Origin of the sequence: Bradyrhizobium sp. 2TAF36, from assembly GCF_052114925.1 — a bacterium.
Taxonomy (GTDB): domain Bacteria; phylum Pseudomonadota; class Alphaproteobacteria; order Rhizobiales; family Xanthobacteraceae; genus Bradyrhizobium; species Bradyrhizobium barranii.
Genome location: NZ_JBFRFR010000082.1, coordinates 1 through 15,252 on the forward strand (window position 1 = coordinate 1; position 15,252 = coordinate 15,252).

Below are 15,252 nucleotides of genomic sequence, written 5' to 3' on the forward strand. Positions count from 1 at the left end.
AGATGCTGCAACGCCTTGGCGCTGCCGACGTCGACCGGATTGGGCAGGATGAAGCAGCCGCTCTCGTGCATCGTCTTGAACGTCGCGCGCTTGTCAGCGGTTGTCACATGCATGTTTCTCTCCCTTGTTGGCCGCGCAGAGATAAGCCTGCGCAAATGCAAACGCTAGTGCGCGTCGTGCACGGCGCGGCTGTCCTTCGGCGCCTGCTCGCGATCATTCATGCCGTAGTCGCGGATGACGCTGGCGATGCGCAGGTGATAATCGGCAAAGATCTTCGCCCTGCCCTTCGCCTGCGTGCGCCGGTGTTCCATCGTGTTGCGCCAGGCCTGGACTGCTGCCTCGTCGCGCCAGAACGACACCGACAGGATCTTGCCCTTCTCGGTCAGGCTTTCAAAGCGCTCGACCGAGATGAAGCCATCGATGGTTTGCAGGATCGGCTTCAGGTCGGCCGCGAGGTCGAAGTAGTCCTGGCGATGTTCCGGCTTGGGCCAGACTTCGAAAATCACGGCAATCATGGGCGTCTCCTTTGCGTTGGCGGTCTACAATACCACCTTGCGCAGGAAGGTGCGCTCTTCCGCGAGGATGAATTTGTTCTCCTCGGCGAAATGGAAATTGGCCATGCCGTCTGCGTCCTGCCGCAGCCGGGCGCGATAGGCCTCATAGGCGGCCAGACTCTCGAAGGTGATCAGCGCAAACGCGATGTTGTTGGTGCCCTCATGCGGCACGAAATAGCCGATCAGGTCGCCGCCGCATTTCGGGATGATGGTGAGCCAGCGCTTCGAATATTCCTCGAACTGCGCGCGCTTGAAGGGATCGAGCTGGTAGCGGATGAAGACGGTGACGGACATGGTTGCCCCACCGCAATGCTTCGGCTACCATCGAAGCATGAAATCAGGTCCTGACATCGCCATGATTGCCTCGCTGGTCGGCGACCCCGCCCGCGCCAACATGCTCACCGCGCTGATGAACGGCCGCGCGCTGACGGCGAGCGAGCTCGCGCAGGAGGCCGGCATCACGCCACAGACCGCAAGCTCGCATCTGGCCAAGCTCGAGGCCGGCGGGCTGATCGAGCCAGAGAAGCAGGGCCGCCACCGCTACTACCGCCTCACCGACGATGACGTCGCCGGCGTGCTCGAAGGCCTTGCGGGACTTGCCGCGCGCACCGGCCACATGCGCGTGCGCACCGGGCCGAAGGATCCGGCGCTGCGGCGCGCGCGGATCTGCTACGACCACCTCGCCGGCGATCTCGGCGTGCAGATGCTCGACAGTCTACGCACGCGAAACCTGGTCAGGCAGAAGAAGCAGGACATCGAGCTGACGCCTGAAGGCGAGCGCTTTCTCGCAAAGCATTTGCAGATCTCGCCCGACATGCTGACCCATCCGCGCCGTCCGGTGTGCAAGGCCTGCCTGGACTGGAGCGAGCGGCGCCATCATCTCGCGGGCACGCTGGGCGCCGCCATGATGCAGCGTTTCGCCGAGCTGAAATGGGCCGCGCGCGACGCCACGCCCGGCAGCCGCGTGGTGAACTTCACCCGTACCGGCGAGAAGCAGTTTGCGACGCTGTTCGCGACCGGGAAGGATTGATCACGCCAGGTGCGTGAGATCGCACGTTTGCGTGTGAACCACGGCTTCCGTCATGGCCGGGCTTGACCGGGCCATCCATCGCTTTAAGCGCAGTATCGTTCCGAGGCGATGCGAAGCATCGAACCTGGAACTTCAAGATTCCGGGTTCGCGTGTTCGACGTGCCCCCGGAATGACGGCTCCAATTACGAGATCTTCATGAACCGCCTCCTCCCGGTCGCGCTTGCCGCCGCCCTCCTCACCGCCCCGCTCTCTTTCGCTTACGCCGCCGACACTACCCCGCGCGAGCCCTATGGCATCGCGCTCGAAGGCTTTGCCTATCCGTATCCCGTGCATCTGCTGCCTGTCATCAATGACGGCGAGCAGCTCAGCATGGCCTATATGGACGTCGCGCCCGAGCGGCCGAACGGCCGCACCGTCGTGCTGCTGCACGGGCGCAATTTTCCGTCGAGCTACTGGGCGCCCGTCATCAAGATGCTCAGTGACGCCGGTTTTCGCGTGATCGTGCCGGACCAGATCGGCTTCGGCAAATCCTCCAAGCCGCAAGGCGAGCTGCACTTCGACAATCTGGCGCGCAACACCATCGCCCTGCTTGATCATCTCAAGATCGACAAAGCCGAGGTCGTCGCGCATTCGCTCGGCGGCATGCTGGGCGTGCGCATCGCCCGCGCCTATCCGGACCGCGTCGCCCATCTCGTGCTGACCGCGCCGATCGGGCTGGAAGACTACCGCCTCTACGTGCCCCCGACGCCGACCGAGAAGATCATCGAGAGCGAGGACAAGCTCACACCCGACGGCTATCGCAAGCAGCTCCAGACCAATTACGCGATCAAGCTGCCGCCCGACGCGATCACGCCGTTCGTCGATGCCCGCTACAACATCAAGGGCAGCCCGGACTATCCGCGCTGGCTGCGCGCCTACGTCAGCTCYGGCCAGATGATCTATCGCGAGCCGGTCGCGCACGAGGTCGCGTTGATCACAGAGCCGACGCTGTTCATCATGGGCGCCGACGATCACAACGCGCCGGGCCGTCCGAACGCGCCGGAGGCATTGCGCGCGAAAATGGGCCAGAACGCGGAGCTCGCGAAAGCGCTTGCGGCCAAGATGCCGAACGCGCGGGCCGAAGTGATCCCGGACACCGGACACCTCGTCTTCCTGGAGGCGCCGGAGAAGTACAAGGAATTGGTGCTGGGCTTTCTCGGCCGCTAGAGCGTTTTCGAGCGACGTCGATACCGGTTCGCGTCAAAGAAACGCATCAGAACAAAGAACCTGGAGCTCCGTTCCGATTCCATCGGGACGGCGCGCCATCGCTGTCGCCGGAAGCCGCATGCGGAGAATGTTCATGCCGCATTCAGGTCATGATTGGCAGGTTTGGATCGCGACGTGTCGGCACGTCCCCAAATTTAACGTGTCGAATCGTGTCTTTTGATTCATTGTGCGCCGCAAGCGCCCCAAAAACCTGCCCAAGGACAAGAGGAAGATCACATGAAATACCTGTTTGCCGCCGTCATGCTCGCCAGCGCGGTCGCCGGTTTCAGCGAAGCGGCCAGCGCCGCCGGTGGCTGCGGCCCCGGCTGGTACCGCGGCGCCTATGGCGGCTGCCGCCCGATGCGCGGTGCGGTCGTTGTGCGGCCCGGCCCGGTGGTGGTTGCCCCGCCGGTCGTCGTCGTGCCCCGCGCCCGCGTCTGCCCGTACGGCTTCCGTTGGTGGGGTGGCCGCTGCCGCCCGATCTGATCTGACCTTTTCGTATTGCGAGATGGCCGTGCGGCGAAAGCCTGCGCGGCCATTTTCGTTTTGAACGCCTGACGTCGCATCCGCCAGCTCCGAATCAAAACGGGGACCGCAATCACGATCCCCGTTCAAGGCTTGGCTTGTGTCGAGCTTACCAGTGGTGGCGGTGCCAGCGCCGGCGATGCCAACCCCAGTGGCGGCGGCGCCAGCCCCAATGGCGGTGGTGGCCATGCCAATGCACCTGCTCGGGCTTGAGCTGCGCGGTCTCCTCACTGGTGGTGACGGCGGGACGAGCGTCGGGATTGCCTTGCGGCGCGCGCGCGGGATCACCGAGCGGCTGCGGCGCCAACGGCGCAGCTTGTGCGGTCGCGGTCAACGTCGCGGCTCCAGCCGCGACGCCGAATGCAAGTTTCAAAAAGTTCCGACGCTCCATGACATGTCCTCTAGGCTATCGAGCAAGTGATGCAGAGGGAGTGTCGTGGTCACGACATGAACGAAAGCTGAATCGCATCTTCAGATTCATGACATGGGTGTCAGGGACAAGCGAGCTACGGGACTCGGTGCGGGCTACGCTCCGGCGTCCTGCTTCGCAAACTCCTGCGCCAGCACCAGCGTCTCGCGCGTGCGCTTCACGTCGGGCCAGTCGCGATTGAAATCGGCGACGAGCTGCTTCAACGCATCGCCCCTCAGCATCGCAGCCAGCTTGGCCTCGTCATCGAACTGATACATGGCCTGATGCAGCGAGGGATCGTCCAGGCTCCAGAACCGCCAGGCCTTAGCTATGCCGAACGCCTTCACCGCGTCCGGCACATGCGCGGTCTCGTACCATGTGTCGAAGGCGGCGCGCTTGCTGGCGTCGGTGACGGTGGCGCGAACGACGAAGTAGGCAGCAGGCATGTGTTTCCTCCCGTTGTTTGGCCGCAGCATAGACGGTTATAGTGGCGGCAACAAAAAGCCCGCGCGACGGAACTTCATGATCGCGCCGATGGGGGAAGGAATGGCCATGCGCAGGATCATCACGGGCGTCGTTGCGATCACCTGCCTGTGGCCCACGGCCTCGCTCGCCGAAATCGTCCGCTTCGACATCCTCGCGCGCGAGCCCGCCTTTGCCGGGCGCAGCTTTGGCGATGTCGGCACCTATGAGCGCATCACCGCGCGCGCGACCTTCGCGCTCAACCCGTCCGACGATCGCAACGCCGTCATCACCGACCTCGCGCTCGCGCCGCGTAGCTCCGACGGCAAGGTGGCAGCCACCGCCGACGTCGTGATCCTGCGGCCCACCGATCCCACTCACGGCAACGGCACGCTGCTGCTCGAGGTGCCCAATCGCGGCCGCAAGCTGGCGCCGCAATTGTTCGACGATTCCGCCCAGCCCGGCGCCAACAATGCCGACAAGGCCGAAGACGCCGGCATCGGCTTCCAGCATCGCCAGGGCTTTACGATGGTCTGGGTCGGCTGGCAGGGCGACATCCCCTCCAAGCCCGGCCAGATGGCGATGACGGCGCCGGTGCTGAAGACCGTCACCGGGCCTGCGCGCGAAGAGGTGGTCTTCGACAACACGACCAATCCCGCGCGTGCGACGCTGACCTGGCCGGCGACCGACGCCGCCGACCTCAAGGTCTCCGTGCGCGCCGCCTGGGCCGATGCGCGGCAGGCGCCTTCCGGCCTCCTCGCAAAGCTCGTCGATCCCGTGACAGTAGAGATCACCCGGCCCGACGGTTTTGATGCCGGCGCGCTCTACGAGATCACCTACACCGCGCGCGATCCTGTGCCGCTCGGCATGGGCTATGCCGCCGTGCGCGACGTCGTCAGCTTTCTCCGCCACGATGAGACGCAAGCGAACCCGCTGCTGAACGGCCTGCATCCCTCCGTCAGCCGCGCGATCGGCTTCGGCGTGTCGCAATCCGGCCGCTTTCTCCGCGACTTCCTCTATCTCGGCTTCAACGAGGACCTCCAGGGCCGCACGGTGTTCGACGGATTGATGCCGCATGTCGCGGGCACGCGGCGGATGGCGACGAACGTCCGCTTCGGCCAGCCCGGCCGCAACCCGCGCCATCCGCAGGATCCGGCGTGGCAGGCTGATCTCTTCCCCTTCACCTATGCGAGCCTCAGCGATCCCTATTCCGGCAAGACCGACGGCCTGCTTCGCCGCTGCGCGCTCTCGGCGACGTGCCCGAAGGTGATGCAGACCGACAGCGAGCACGAATGGTGGGCCTCGCACGCCTCGCTGCTGGTCACCGACCTCGCCGGCAACCACCTTGATCTGCCCGACAACGTCCGCGCCTATATGATCACAGGCACGCCGCATTTCGCCGAAGCTTCCGACGTGATGCGGAAGGGCGTGCCGGCGATGTCGCTGCCGCAAAACCCGATGCATGCGGGCGGGCCAATGCGCGCGCTGCTCACCGACCTCAACGCCTGGATCAGCGACGGCATCAAGCCGCCCGCAAGCCGCGTCCCCATGCGCGCTCACGGCACACTTGTATCGGCACAGGGCGCGGTGCCGATGGATATCCCCGGCCTACCCTACGCCGGCATCCACACGCTGGCCGCCTTCTCCGACCAGAGCGTGCTGCCGCCCAAGGAGATCGGCCGCTATCCCGTGTTCGTGCCGAAGGCGGACAATGACGGCATGGCCATCGCGGGTATCCGCCAGCTTGCGCTCGCAGTGCCGCGCGCGACCTACACCGCATGGAATCCGCGCGCGCAGGGATTTGGCCCGACGGCGCTCTATCCGCTGCAAGGCGCGGTGGTGCCATTCGCACCGACCGAGGCCGCGCGGAAGGAAGTGCACGATCCCCGGCTGTCGATCGGGGAGCGCTATGCGGACGATGGCGCGTATGTGGCCGCGGTACGGCGCGAGGCGGCGCGGCAGGTGGCGGAGCGGACCCTGCTGCCGGAGGATGCAGAGCGCGCGGTCGAGGCCGCGAAGCAAGGCAAGTTGGCGAAGCTTGGGCAGTGAGCGAAGCCCAGTGGCCCCGTAGGGTGGGCAAGGCGGAGCGTGCCCACCACTTCTGTCGTCGGCCAAAAGATGGTGGGCACGGCGCAAGTGCGCCTTTGCCCACCCTACGGTCGCTGCCCGCGGAGAAAAACCGTCCGCGCCTGTCGGAATGCCCGTCCTCCATCCGTCCTATGCCCAGACAGCACGGAGACACCGCATGGCCAACCTCACCCTCACCACCTTCGATTGGGTTCCCGAGATGCCGCGGGGTTTCGTACGCGACCTTCGCGTGCGCTGGGCGCTCGAAGAGGCCGCGTTGCCCTATCGCGTCGCGAGCGTGCCGTTCGGCCCGCGGGACGCCACGCATTTCGCGCACCAGCCCTTCGGCCAGGTGCCGTGGCTGACCGATGGTGACCTCTCGATCTTCGAGAGCGGCGCGATCCTGCTGCATCTGGGTGAGCTCAGCGACAGGCTGATGCCCACCGATCCGCGCGGTCGCAGCGAGGCAAAGGAGTGGGTGTTCGCGGCGCTCAATTCGGTGGAGATGCCGGCCCTGCCCTGGACGATGTTCAAGTTCACCGGCAGTGACGATGGCTCGCCTGCCGTGAAATTCGTCGACGACTTCCTCAAGCTACGCCTCAAGCACATGGAGACCGTGCTGGCCGGCCGCGAATGGCTGGCGGGGTCTTTCTCCGTCGCCGACATCCTGATGTCGGACGTGCTGCGCGTCGTCGACAAGTTCGACGGCCTGGCGGACAGTCCTGCCTGCCGCGACTACGTCGCACGCGCCACGGGCCGTCCGGCGTTCGCAAAAGCCCACGCCGATCAGATGGCGCATTTCGTTGCGGCGGATGTCAAACGCAGGGCGGATTAGCGCAGGCGCAATCCGCCAGCGCATGTTTCAACAAAGATGGTGGGTTACGCCGCGCGAACTGCGCTTCGCGCAGTCGCGGGGCTAACCCACCCTACGAACTTCGCCTCACACCAATTTCAGCGGCGTGTCCTCAACCACGCGAAGATCGATCCTGCCGATCAGTTGCGCGCGAAGCGCCTCGGCAGCACCGATGGCGCTCTCGGTTTGCTGCAACGTGCTGATGTTCGAACCGAGCGACACGATCCCGCCCAGCACCAGGGCGATCGATCCGAGCGCCGCAATCAGACCTGTCCCGAACAACCCAAGGATCGTGATCAACAACAGCGCGCCGCCGCCGCCAATCGCGATCTTGGATGCCAGAATGTACTTCCGGCATCGCTCGGCGATCTCGGCCAGCCGCTCGATCCGCGCCTCAATGTCTGAAATCTCGTCGGTCGGATCGTCTTCGGTCATCAGCGACATGCGGCACTTGGGTTAAAAACCCGGATTTCGCTACGCTCCATCCGGGCTACTTGTCGTCACAACGGCAAATTGTCGTGCTTCTTCGCCGGCGTCTCCACCTTCTTGTCCTTCAGCATCGCCAGCGCCCGGGCGATCCGCTTGCGGGTCGAGTGCGGCATGATGACGTCGTCGATGTAGCCACGCTCGGCGGCGATGAAGGGGGACAGGAAGCGGTCTTCGTATTCCTTGGTGCGCGCGGCGATCTTGTCGGGGTCGCCGATGTCACTGCGGAAGATGATCTCGACCGCGCCCTTGGCGCCCATCACCGCGATCTGGGCGGTCGGCCAGGCGTAGTTCATGTCGGCGCCGATCTCCTTGGAGGCCATGACGTCGAAGGCGCCGCCATAGGCCTTGCGGGTGATAATGGTGACCAGCGGCACGGTGCACTGCGAATAGGCGAACAGCAGTTTCGCGCCGTGCTTGATCAGGCCGCCATATTCCTGCGCGGTGCCCGGCAGGAAGCCCGGCACGTCGACGAAGGTGACGATCGGGATGTTGAAGGCATCGCAAAAACGGACGAAGCGCGCGGCCTTGCGCGAAGCGTCGCTGTCGAGAACGCCGGCCAGCACCATCGGCTGGTTGGCGACGAAGCCGACGGTGCGGCCCGCAATGCGGCCAAAGCCGGTGACGATGTTCTTGGCGAAGGCATCCGCGACCTCGAAGAAGTCGCCCTCGTCCACGACCTTCAGGATCAATTCCTTCATGTCGTAGGGCTTGTTCGGATTGTCGGGGATCAGCGTATCCAGCGACATGTCGACACGGCCGATGTCGTCAAAACTCGGCCATTCCGGCACGCCGTCGGTGTTGTTGGACGGCAGGAAGTCGATCAGGCGCCGCATCTGGAGCAGCGTCTCGACGTCGTTCTCGAAGGCGCCGTCGGCGATCGAGGAGCGCGTGGCGTGCACCGAGGCACCGCCGAGCTCTTCCGCGGTGACGACCTCGTTGGTGACGGTCTTCACCACGTCGGGGCCGGTGACGAACATGTAGCTGGTGTTCTTCACCATGAAGATGAAGTCGGTCATGGCAGGTGAATAGACGTCGCCGCCGGCGCAGGGGCCCATGATGACGGAGATCTGCGGGATCACGCCGGAGGCGAGCACGTTGCGGCGGAACACATAGGAATAGCCGGCGAGCGCGGCGACGCCCTCCTGGATGCGGGCGCCGCCCGCGTCGTAGAGGCCGATGATGGGCGCCCTCGCCTTCATCGCCATGTCCTGGAGTTTCGTGATCTTCAGCGCGTGCGTTTCGGAGAGCGAGCCGCCGAACACCGTGAAGTCTTTCGCGAAGACAAAGGTCTTGCGACCGTTGACGGTGCCCCAGCCGGTGACGACGCCGTCGCCGGGGATCTTGTTCTTCTCCATGCCGAACTCGGTGGAGCGGTGCTCGACGAACATGTCGAACTCCTCGAACGATCCCTTGTCGAGCAGGAGCTCGATGCGCTCGCGCGCGGTCAGCTTGCCGCGGGCGTGCTGCGCTTCGATGCGCTTCTCCCCGCCGCCGAGCTTTGCGCCGGCGCGACGATCTTCAAGGGCGTCCAGGATATTCTTCATTTGCTCCCGCCAGTTCTTAGCCTAAATGCGATTGCCGGGGGTTCTAACACGGCATTTTGCGGGCCGGGAAGCCGCTTTCGGCGCCGCAGGGCTGCCTTGCCGCAGCGGGAAAGCGCAAGGAATTACAGAGTTTTGCCTGGGAGACGACAATGGATGAGGTAACGGCCGAGACGGGCGCGGCGACCGGCGGCGTCAAGATCCTCCTGCGGCTGGAAGGCTTGACCCTGTTCACGGGGATGGTGATGCTCTACGCCTCCTGGGGCGGCTCGTGGCTGGTGTTCGCCCTGCTCTTCTTCGTCCCCGATCTGAGCTTCCTGGCGTACCTGGCCGACGCCAGATTCGGGGCGCTGGTCTACAATGCCGCCCACAGCTACATGGCGCCGGTGGCGCTGCTGACGCTGGGCTTCGGCTTCGCCTCGCCGCTCACGCTGTCCATCGCCATGATCTGGCTCGCCCATATCGGCATCGACCGGGCGCTCGGCTATGGCCTGAAATATTCGGCCGGGTTCGGCTTCACCCATCTCGGGCGGATCGGCCGCCAGAAAGACGCCTGAGGGGATTGCCGTCGTTTTGTCGGCCCCCACCGGTTGACCGGGCCGGCCGATTCAGGCTTGCTCCCTTCACGATCAGGCGCCGAATGTTGCGTGAGCCCAGTCGGTACGGCGGCGGTCACCACGTCTGGCTGCAAGCATCACCCATGTCCGCCACGGTCGTCCCCCTGCCGCCGAACAGCCCGTCCGAAACCACCGACTTCCTGCGGCGGATGGCCAGCATGGTGTCGGGGCGCAACGGCGAGATGCTGCTGCGCGCGGCCGCGCTGATCGAATCGCTCAAGCACCGGGCGATGTCGGCCGAACGGCTGTTTAACGAGCAACAGGAAGAGAACAAGCGCCTTGTGGAGCTGCGCGAGACGACCGAGCTCGCCTCAAACGCCATGGTCAGCCAGATCGCGGCGCTGGGGACCCAGCTCGCCGAGGTGACCGCGGCCGCGGCGGCCGAGCGCGCCGCGTTCGACGCCGAGCGCGGCAAGCTGCTCGGCCTGATGCAGGATGCGGAAAGCCATATCGGCAAGCTCACCACCGAGCTCGAGACGTTGCGCGCCTCCGTCGACAGCTTCAACGAGACCGTGGTCTCGGTGCCGCTCGAGGTGCTGCGCCTGGCACGCACCCAGTTCGATGTCCTCTCCAACGGCTTTGCCCGCAAGGGCGACGTGATCTCGCAGGCGATGAGCGAGATCGGCGGCTTTGCGATCGACCAGGCGCTGACGGCGAAGAAGACGGCCGATAAGGCCTGAGGTCGTCGCGCATCAAATTGACAGCGCCCAGACCGGTTGTTCTATTAGGCCAAAATCATAGGGGGGAGTCTGATGCCGACGGCAATTCGCGTCGCTGCGACACTCATGGCACTGTGCGTTTCGAGCCTGCTCGCCGACGCCAACGCGCAGTCGCTACCAAGGGAAGCCGCCCCCCGGACCGAGATCTTCCCGATCCCCTCGCTCACCCTCTCCGACCAGCAATTCCTCAGGGGCGATGCGGCGGCCGGCAAGCCGGTGACGGTCGCTGGCGAATTCCGCGTCGCCCAGGGCACCGGCAAACTTCCCGTCGTGGTGCTGATGCACGGCTCGAGCGGCGTCGGCGCCACGACCGAGGCCTGGGTGCATGCTTTCAACGCCATGGGCATCTCGACCTTCGTGATCGACGGTTTTACCGGCCGCGGGCTGACGGTGGTCGGGCCGAACCAGGCGCTGCTCGGCCGCCTCAATCTGATCGTCGACATCTACCGCTCACTGGAGATTCTTGCGAAGCATCCCCGCGTCGATCCCGACCGCATCGTGCTGATGGGCTTCTCGCGCGGCGGACAGGCGACGCTCTATGCGAGCCTCGAGCGCTTCAACAAGCTCTGGAACAAGTCCGGCGTGCAGTTCGCGGCTTACATTCCCTTCTATCCGGATTGCTCGACGACGTATCAGAGCGACAGCGACGTCGCCGCACGCCCGGTCCGGATCTTCCACGGCACGCCTGACGACTACAATCCCGTGACGAGCTGCAAGGCGTTCGTCGGACGGCTCAAGACGGCCGGGCGTGACGTGGTGCTGACGGAGTACCCCGACAGCGCGCACGGCTTCGACAGCGGCCTGCTCGGCGTCAACACCGTTGCGGTGTCGGCCAACGCGCAGACCGTGCGCAACTGCCATATCAAGGAGGGCGACGGCGGCATGCTGATGAACGGCGATACCAACGCGCCCTTCACCTACAAGGATGCCTGCGTCGAGCTCAACCCGCATGTCGGTGGCAACCCCGCGACCGCCGCGGAGTCGCGCAAGGCGGTGGAGGAATTTTTGCAAGCGCTGTTCAAGCTGGGCTAGGCGCTGGGAGGCTGCTCGGCCTTCATGGTTCGAGACGCGCCGCAAGCGGCGCTCCTCACCATGAGGGTCTGATATCTCGCCACGAAGCAAGACCTCATCCTGAGGAGCCCGCCAGAGGCGGGCGTCTCGAAGGATGGCCGCAACGAAGGCTGCTCGCCTAAGGGCTCGCCCGGCTTGAACGGCTCCTGCTTGTCCGGCGGCACCGTCTCTTCGGCCATCGCCAGCAGCATCGCAACCATCACGTAATTGCCAGACACCGCGGTGAGATCGACGATCTGCTGATCGCTAAACACCTTCTTCGCCCGCGTGTAGGTCTCGTCGGAAACTTTCTTGGTCGTGGTGATCTCGGTGACGAAGTCGTAGACCACGGCCTYGTCCTCGGCCATTTTCGACGGCCGCTTGTTGGCCTTCAACTCCGTGATGATATCAGGCGACAGGCCCGCCTTGGCCGCCAGCGGCGCGTGCGCGAACCATTCCACCTGCGAGCGCCACTGCCGCCCGATGATCAGGATCGCGAACTCGTTCAGCTTGGTCGGGACCGAGGTTTCCCAGCGCAGATAGTAGAACAGGTCGAACAGTCGCTGGCCGAGCACCGGGCTGCGGATCATCGGATTGTAGGGCCCGCCGATGCCGACGCTCGACACCTTCATGATCTGCTCGCCGAGCGGCTTCTGCTTGGCGTCGAGCTGGTCCATGGTGAGCTGCGGAAAGCGCGGCTCCTTGCTGGTGGCGGGTGCGGCAAACATCGTCGCGGCAAGCCATCCGCCGGCGGCGGCCAACGTGAGCGACGACAGCCAGAGTGGCGTTGAATTCATTTTATCCTCCCGACCTTTTCTTTTGTTTGGTCGGAAGGATGCTAGCAGGTTCGTACGCGCCAGCTAGATCGCGCCGATCTCGGCAAGGCAGGCTTGCGTCAACGGCATACGCTCGCCGACGAGACGCGGCTCCTTGCAATCCATGTTGAGCGCGAACACGGTGTGCGCCTCACCCTTCTCGGCCCAGCCGACCATCCAGCCGAGCGACGGCTCGCCGCGCTCGGCGCCGAGCAAGCCGGATTTGGCGCGGATGACGCTGTCGCCGACCTTGGTCACCGGCAGGATATCGGCGACGAGATCCTGGCTGCGCTTGCTGATCGGCAGCGCGCGGCGGCGCAGCCGGTCGACGAAATCGATCTGCTCGACCGGGTCGATGCGCAAATTCCCGGTGAGCCAGAACTGGTCGATGCCGCCGCCGATATCGCGATTGCCGTAGTCGAACATGTCGACATACTTTTGCATCCGCTCTTGCCCGATCCGGCGCGCGATCTCCTGATAGACCGGCACGGCGCTGACCGCGATGGCGCTGCGCATCGTGTGGTCCTTGTTCCACGCTTCGATCGGCCGCTTCACGCCGTCCCAGGGGAATACGTCCTTGTCGGGATCTGTGACCACGCCGGTCTCGAGCGCAATCAGCGAGTTCGGAATCTTGAAGGTCGAGGCCGGCAGCGTCGCTTCGCCCGAACGGTCCTTGTCGCTCGCGACGATCAGATAGTCCTCGACCTTGTAGCCGACGAAGGTGCCTGCCGTGCCAAGATCGGTGAAGCGCTTTGCGAGGCTGTCGCGAATCTCGTTGCGCGGCGGCGCGACGTGGCTGAACGCGCGCTGCGGCATGGTGGCGGCTGCGGCGAGAAGGCCGAGGGTGGAACGGCGGGTGAGCACGAGCAGTATCCGTTGAGCAATGAAGATGGCCGCGACCATGCAGCCGCTATCGTGGTGAAACGATGACAGGTTATTTCTTGAGCATGATCTTGTCGGAAAACCGCTGCACACTTTTCCGGATCATGCTCTACCGCCCCCGGCCCGACAGCCGCAGCACGAACACCAGCACTTCGGCGACGGCCTTGTAGAGATCGGGCGGGATCTCCTCTCCGAGCTCGACCTTGGACAGCGCGCCGGCCAAGATCTCGTTCTCTTCGATCGGGATGTCGTTGGCTTTGGCGATCTCGACGATCTTTTCGCCGATCGTGCCCTTGCCCTTGGCGACGACGACGGGCGCGTTGCTGCCCTTCTCGTAGTGCAGCGCAATTGCGAGCTTGGATGGATCGCTCATGTGGCGCGATCCAGGAAGTGGCCGGCGCGGGCCGGCGCCGGCTGCGGCGGCGTGCCGTCGCGCACCAGGATGTCGCCGGGCTTGAGCTCGGCGCGCGTCAGGGCCTGATTGAGCTCGCCGATGCCGGCGCGGAGCTGCTGCGCGGTCGCGGGCCGCTCCGCCCACATCCGCACAAAAGTCTTGTCGCCGTTGAGCGTGATCAGGGCATGCACGGGGCCGGCCGGCTCGACATTGAGCGTGAAGCGCGCGCGCCAGGCGCGCTTGGCGGGATCGGCGGATTCGTTGCCGCCGTCGCGCGAGATCTCGAACTGCGCCATCGCGGTGCCCTGCGGCGTTGCAAAGGGAATCTCGAAATTCCACTGCGGCACGGTCGGATCGATGCGATGGCCAGAGGCATCGGTGCGATCGGGCAGCGAGGCGACCTGCAACAAGGTCTGCCGCGCGATCGCGGCATCGGTGTCGTCGAGCAGGCGGTGCACCGTTGCGGAGAGCGGTGTATCCGGCGCGAGCGATGGCGAGGCGATCGCCTGCGGCGCCGGCAGCGCGCCGCGGAACGGCGGCGGTGTCGCGCGCGCCGCGGCCTCGAAGAGATGGCCATCCGGCACGGCCTTGTTGGAGCCCGGCACGTTGCCGATCATGCGCGGCAGGTTTTGCGTGACCTCTTGAAGGAGGGCCGCGGCAAGGCCGGCGGACATGGTTCGCGGCATCGCGGCCTGCGGAGCGCCGCCGGCGATGTCGGCGAGCACAGCGGCTGGGAGATTGGCGCTGCGCGGCATCTGCGGCTGTTGGGCCATATCGAGCTCGGTTGACGGCGATGCAGCCTGAGCCGGCACGGCGGCGACCTGCGGTTTCCCCGCCGTAGTGATCGCGGCGCCTTGCGCCTGTGGCGCGGCGGTCTCGAGCGTGGCCAATGTCTGGCGCAGCACCAGCAGCGCGGCCTTCAGGTCCGGCATTGTGCCGGAGGACGGCGTTGCGCCTGCGGCCAATGACGCCTCGAGAAACAGACCGGACTTCTGGAAGGCGGATTCGATATCGCCGCCGTCGAGGGCGGTGTTGAGCGGCGTCTGCTGCGCCAGCACGTCCAGCACCGCCTGCTTCAGTCCCGCCGGCAGATCGCTGCCGGTGACGACGGAGGCGAGATTGGCGAACAACGGCGCCTGGCTGCCCTGTTTCGTGACCGCCTCGGCCGAAGCCACGGTGACGGCGACCTGCTCCAACGGCGTCAGCGTGTTGCGCGCGGTGGTCGCAGATGGCGCGAGCGACGGGCTGTCCACGAGCGAAGCCGCCCGCGGCGTCAGCGTGATCTGGTCGGCCGTCGGCTCGCCTGCCCCGTTCATGATGGCGAGCCTGATGGTGCCGTCGTTCTGCGACACTGCGRGCTGGAGATTTTGCCCCGGTGTCAGCGACACCTCGGACATCACATCCATCGACAGATTGGCGATCGCGATCCGCACCAGATTGTCGGCCATCACGCTGACGACCCTTGCGTCCACGACGCTGCCGGCCTGGAGCACAAGATCGGGCGTCGCCGCATCAGCCACGGGGCTGGCGGCACTGACCGGAACGATCGAGCTTATCGGCGTTGGCATTTCAGGGGCCCAGGGAACGCTAGCCCCACCC

At 65.3% G+C, this 15,252-nt stretch carries 17 protein-coding genes and 2 pseudogenes; 8 read left to right on the top strand and 11 right to left on the bottom strand.

The annotated features are described in order from the left end of the window. From AB4Z51_RS35795 to AB4Z51_RS35805, 3 genes and pseudogenes are all read right to left on the bottom strand, one after another. A pseudogene (locus AB4Z51_RS35795) lies at positions 1-113 on the bottom strand (isocitrate lyase/phosphoenolpyruvate mutase family protein); the annotation flags it as partial. Between the two features lie 51 nt (positions 114-164). Continuing rightward, complete coding sequence (locus AB4Z51_RS35800) at positions 165-515, bottom strand: antibiotic biosynthesis monooxygenase family protein (protein ID WP_028151163.1); 351 nt, start codon at positions 513-515, stop codon at positions 165-167. Between the two features lie 24 nt (positions 516-539). Then, on the bottom strand, positions 540-848 hold the full coding sequence (locus tag AB4Z51_RS35805) for an NIPSNAP family protein (RefSeq protein WP_135214956.1): 309 nt from the start codon (positions 846-848) through the stop codon (positions 540-542). A gap of 37 nt (positions 849-885) precedes the next feature. On the opposite strand from AB4Z51_RS35805, the gene AB4Z51_RS35810 reads away from it, so the two are divergent. From AB4Z51_RS35810 to AB4Z51_RS35820, 3 genes are all read left to right on the top strand, one after another. Next, positions 886-1,584, top strand: coding sequence for a winged helix-turn-helix domain-containing protein (locus AB4Z51_RS35810; protein ID WP_135214957.1), 699 nt, complete (start codon positions 886-888; stop codon positions 1,582-1,584). A 196-nt stretch (positions 1,585-1,780) separates the two neighbouring features. Next, positions 1,781-2,791: an alpha/beta fold hydrolase gene (locus AB4Z51_RS35815; RefSeq protein WP_135214958.1), complete on the top strand. Its 1,011-nt coding sequence runs from the start codon at positions 1,781-1,783 to the stop codon at positions 2,789-2,791. A gap of 276 nt (positions 2,792-3,067) precedes the next feature. Then, positions 3,068-3,316, top strand: a complete 249-nt coding sequence (locus tag AB4Z51_RS35820) for a GCG_CRPN prefix-to-repeats domain-containing protein (protein ID WP_135214959.1) — start codon at positions 3,068-3,070, stop codon at positions 3,314-3,316. A gap of 148 nt (positions 3,317-3,464) precedes the next feature. On the opposite strand, the gene AB4Z51_RS35825 is transcribed toward AB4Z51_RS35820, so the two are convergent. After that, positions 3,465-3,746, bottom strand: coding sequence for a hypothetical protein (locus AB4Z51_RS35825; protein WP_028154910.1), 282 nt, complete (start codon positions 3,744-3,746; stop codon positions 3,465-3,467). Positions 3,747-3,880: 134 nt separating this feature from the next. Beyond that, complete coding sequence (locus AB4Z51_RS35830) at positions 3,881-4,210, bottom strand: hypothetical protein (RefSeq protein ID WP_135214960.1); 330 nt, start codon at positions 4,208-4,210, stop codon at positions 3,881-3,883. A 106-nt stretch (positions 4,211-4,316) separates the two neighbouring features. Between AB4Z51_RS35830 and AB4Z51_RS35835 the strand changes: the two genes are divergently transcribed. Together AB4Z51_RS35835 and AB4Z51_RS35840 are read left to right on the top strand one after the other, a co-directional pair. Beyond that, complete coding sequence (locus AB4Z51_RS35835; RefSeq protein WP_135214961.1) at positions 4,317-6,275, top strand: alpha/beta hydrolase domain-containing protein; 1,959 nt, start codon at positions 4,317-4,319, stop codon at positions 6,273-6,275. A 196-nt stretch (positions 6,276-6,471) separates the two neighbouring features. Beyond that, the gene (locus AB4Z51_RS35840; RefSeq protein ID WP_135214962.1) at positions 6,472-7,128 is read left to right on the top strand and encodes a glutathione S-transferase family protein; all 657 of its coding nucleotides are present in this window, start codon (positions 6,472-6,474) and stop codon (positions 7,126-7,128) included. Between the two features lie 105 nt (positions 7,129-7,233). Here AB4Z51_RS35840 and AB4Z51_RS35845 read toward each other — a convergent pair whose 3' ends face one another. Further along, positions 7,234-7,581 (bottom strand): hypothetical protein, encoded by a 348-nt coding sequence (locus AB4Z51_RS35845; RefSeq protein ID WP_135214987.1) that lies wholly within the window; start codon positions 7,579-7,581, stop codon positions 7,234-7,236. Positions 7,582-7,646: 65 nt separating this feature from the next. Next, positions 7,647-9,179 (bottom strand): acyl-CoA carboxylase subunit beta, encoded by a 1,533-nt coding sequence (locus tag AB4Z51_RS35850; RefSeq protein WP_135214963.1) that lies wholly within the window; start codon positions 9,177-9,179, stop codon positions 7,647-7,649. A 149-nt stretch (positions 9,180-9,328) separates the two neighbouring features. Between AB4Z51_RS35850 and AB4Z51_RS35855 the strand changes: the two genes are divergently transcribed. The 3 genes from AB4Z51_RS35855 to AB4Z51_RS35865 all read left to right on the top strand — a co-directional run bounded on the left by AB4Z51_RS35855 (position 9,329) and on the right by AB4Z51_RS35865 (position 11,544). Further along, positions 9,329-9,733, top strand: a complete 405-nt coding sequence (locus tag AB4Z51_RS35855) for a DUF4260 domain-containing protein (RefSeq protein ID WP_085405473.1) — start codon at positions 9,329-9,331, stop codon at positions 9,731-9,733. 143 nt (positions 9,734-9,876) lie between these two features. Beyond that, positions 9,877-10,473: a hypothetical protein gene (locus tag AB4Z51_RS35860; protein WP_135214964.1), complete on the top strand. Its 597-nt coding sequence runs from the start codon at positions 9,877-9,879 to the stop codon at positions 10,471-10,473. A gap of 72 nt (positions 10,474-10,545) precedes the next feature. Further along, a complete protein-coding gene (locus tag AB4Z51_RS35865) occupies positions 10,546-11,544 on the top strand; it encodes a dienelactone hydrolase family protein (RefSeq protein WP_441498977.1) in 999 nt (332 codons plus the stop codon). A 161-nt stretch (positions 11,545-11,705) separates the two neighbouring features. On the opposite strand, the pseudogene AB4Z51_RS35870 reads toward AB4Z51_RS35865, so the two are convergent. From AB4Z51_RS35870 to fliK, 4 genes and pseudogenes are all read right to left on the bottom strand, one after another. Beyond that, positions 11,706-12,359 (bottom strand): annotated as a pseudogene (locus tag AB4Z51_RS35870) (carboxymuconolactone decarboxylase family protein); the annotation flags it as partial. A 63-nt stretch (positions 12,360-12,422) separates the two neighbouring features. Beyond that, a complete protein-coding gene (blaOXA, locus tag AB4Z51_RS35875) occupies positions 12,423-13,280 on the bottom strand; it encodes a class D beta-lactamase (protein ID WP_441498978.1) in 858 nt (285 codons plus the stop codon). An 88-nt stretch (positions 13,281-13,368) separates the two neighbouring features. Next, positions 13,369-13,632, bottom strand: coding sequence for an EscU/YscU/HrcU family type III secretion system export apparatus switch protein (locus AB4Z51_RS35880; protein WP_028151179.1), 264 nt, complete (start codon positions 13,630-13,632; stop codon positions 13,369-13,371). Then, entirely contained in the window at positions 13,629-15,221 is a 1,593-nt protein-coding gene (fliK, locus tag AB4Z51_RS35885) for a flagellar hook-length control protein FliK (protein WP_441498979.1), read from the bottom strand. The genes AB4Z51_RS35880 and fliK overlap by 4 nt, the downstream gene beginning before the upstream one ends. Positions 15,222-15,252: the final 31 nt, after the last annotated feature.

Bases quoted from the DNA above. Each gene is read 5' to 3' on its own strand.
- AB4Z51_RS35800 (WP_028151163.1), bottom strand. From the start codon at position 515: ATGATTGCCGTGATTTTCGAAGTCTGGCCCAAGCCGGAACATCGCCAG.
- AB4Z51_RS35805 (WP_135214956.1), bottom strand. From the start codon at position 848: ATGTCCGTCACCGTCTTCATCCGCTACCAGCTCGATCCCTTCAAGCGC.
- AB4Z51_RS35810 (WP_135214957.1), top strand. From the start codon at position 886: ATGAAATCAGGTCCTGACATCGCCATGATTGCCTCGCTGGTCGGCGAC.
- AB4Z51_RS35820 (WP_135214959.1), top strand. From the start codon at position 3,068: ATGAAATACCTGTTTGCCGCCGTCATGCTCGCCAGCGCGGTCGCCGGT.
- AB4Z51_RS35825 (WP_028154910.1), bottom strand. From the start codon at position 3,746: ATGGAGCGTCGGAACTTTTTGAAACTTGCATTCGGCGTCGCGGCTGGA.
- AB4Z51_RS35830 (WP_135214960.1), bottom strand. From the start codon at position 4,210: ATGCCTGCTGCCTACTTCGTCGTTCGCGCCACCGTCACCGACGCCAGC.
- AB4Z51_RS35835 (WP_135214961.1), top strand. From the start codon at position 4,317: ATGCGCAGGATCATCACGGGCGTCGTTGCGATCACCTGCCTGTGGCCC.
- AB4Z51_RS35840 (WP_135214962.1), top strand. From the start codon at position 6,472: ATGGCCAACCTCACCCTCACCACCTTCGATTGGGTTCCCGAGATGCCG.
- AB4Z51_RS35845 (WP_135214987.1), bottom strand. From the start codon at position 7,581: ATGACCGAAGACGATCCGACCGACGAGATTTCAGACATTGAGGCGCGG.
- AB4Z51_RS35850 (WP_135214963.1), bottom strand. From the start codon at position 9,179: ATGAAGAATATCCTGGACGCCCTTGAAGATCGTCGCGCCGGCGCAAAG.
- AB4Z51_RS35855 (WP_085405473.1), top strand. From the start codon at position 9,329: ATGGATGAGGTAACGGCCGAGACGGGCGCGGCGACCGGCGGCGTCAAG.
- AB4Z51_RS35860 (WP_135214964.1), top strand. From the start codon at position 9,877: ATGTCCGCCACGGTCGTCCCCCTGCCGCCGAACAGCCCGTCCGAAACC.
- AB4Z51_RS35865 (WP_441498977.1), top strand. From the start codon at position 10,546: ATGCCGACGGCAATTCGCGTCGCTGCGACACTCATGGCACTGTGCGTT.
- blaOXA (WP_441498978.1), bottom strand. From the start codon at position 13,280: ATGGTCGCGGCCATCTTCATTGCTCAACGGATACTGCTCGTGCTCACC.
- AB4Z51_RS35880 (WP_028151179.1), bottom strand. From the start codon at position 13,632: ATGAGCGATCCATCCAAGCTCGCAATTGCGCTGCACTACGAGAAGGGC.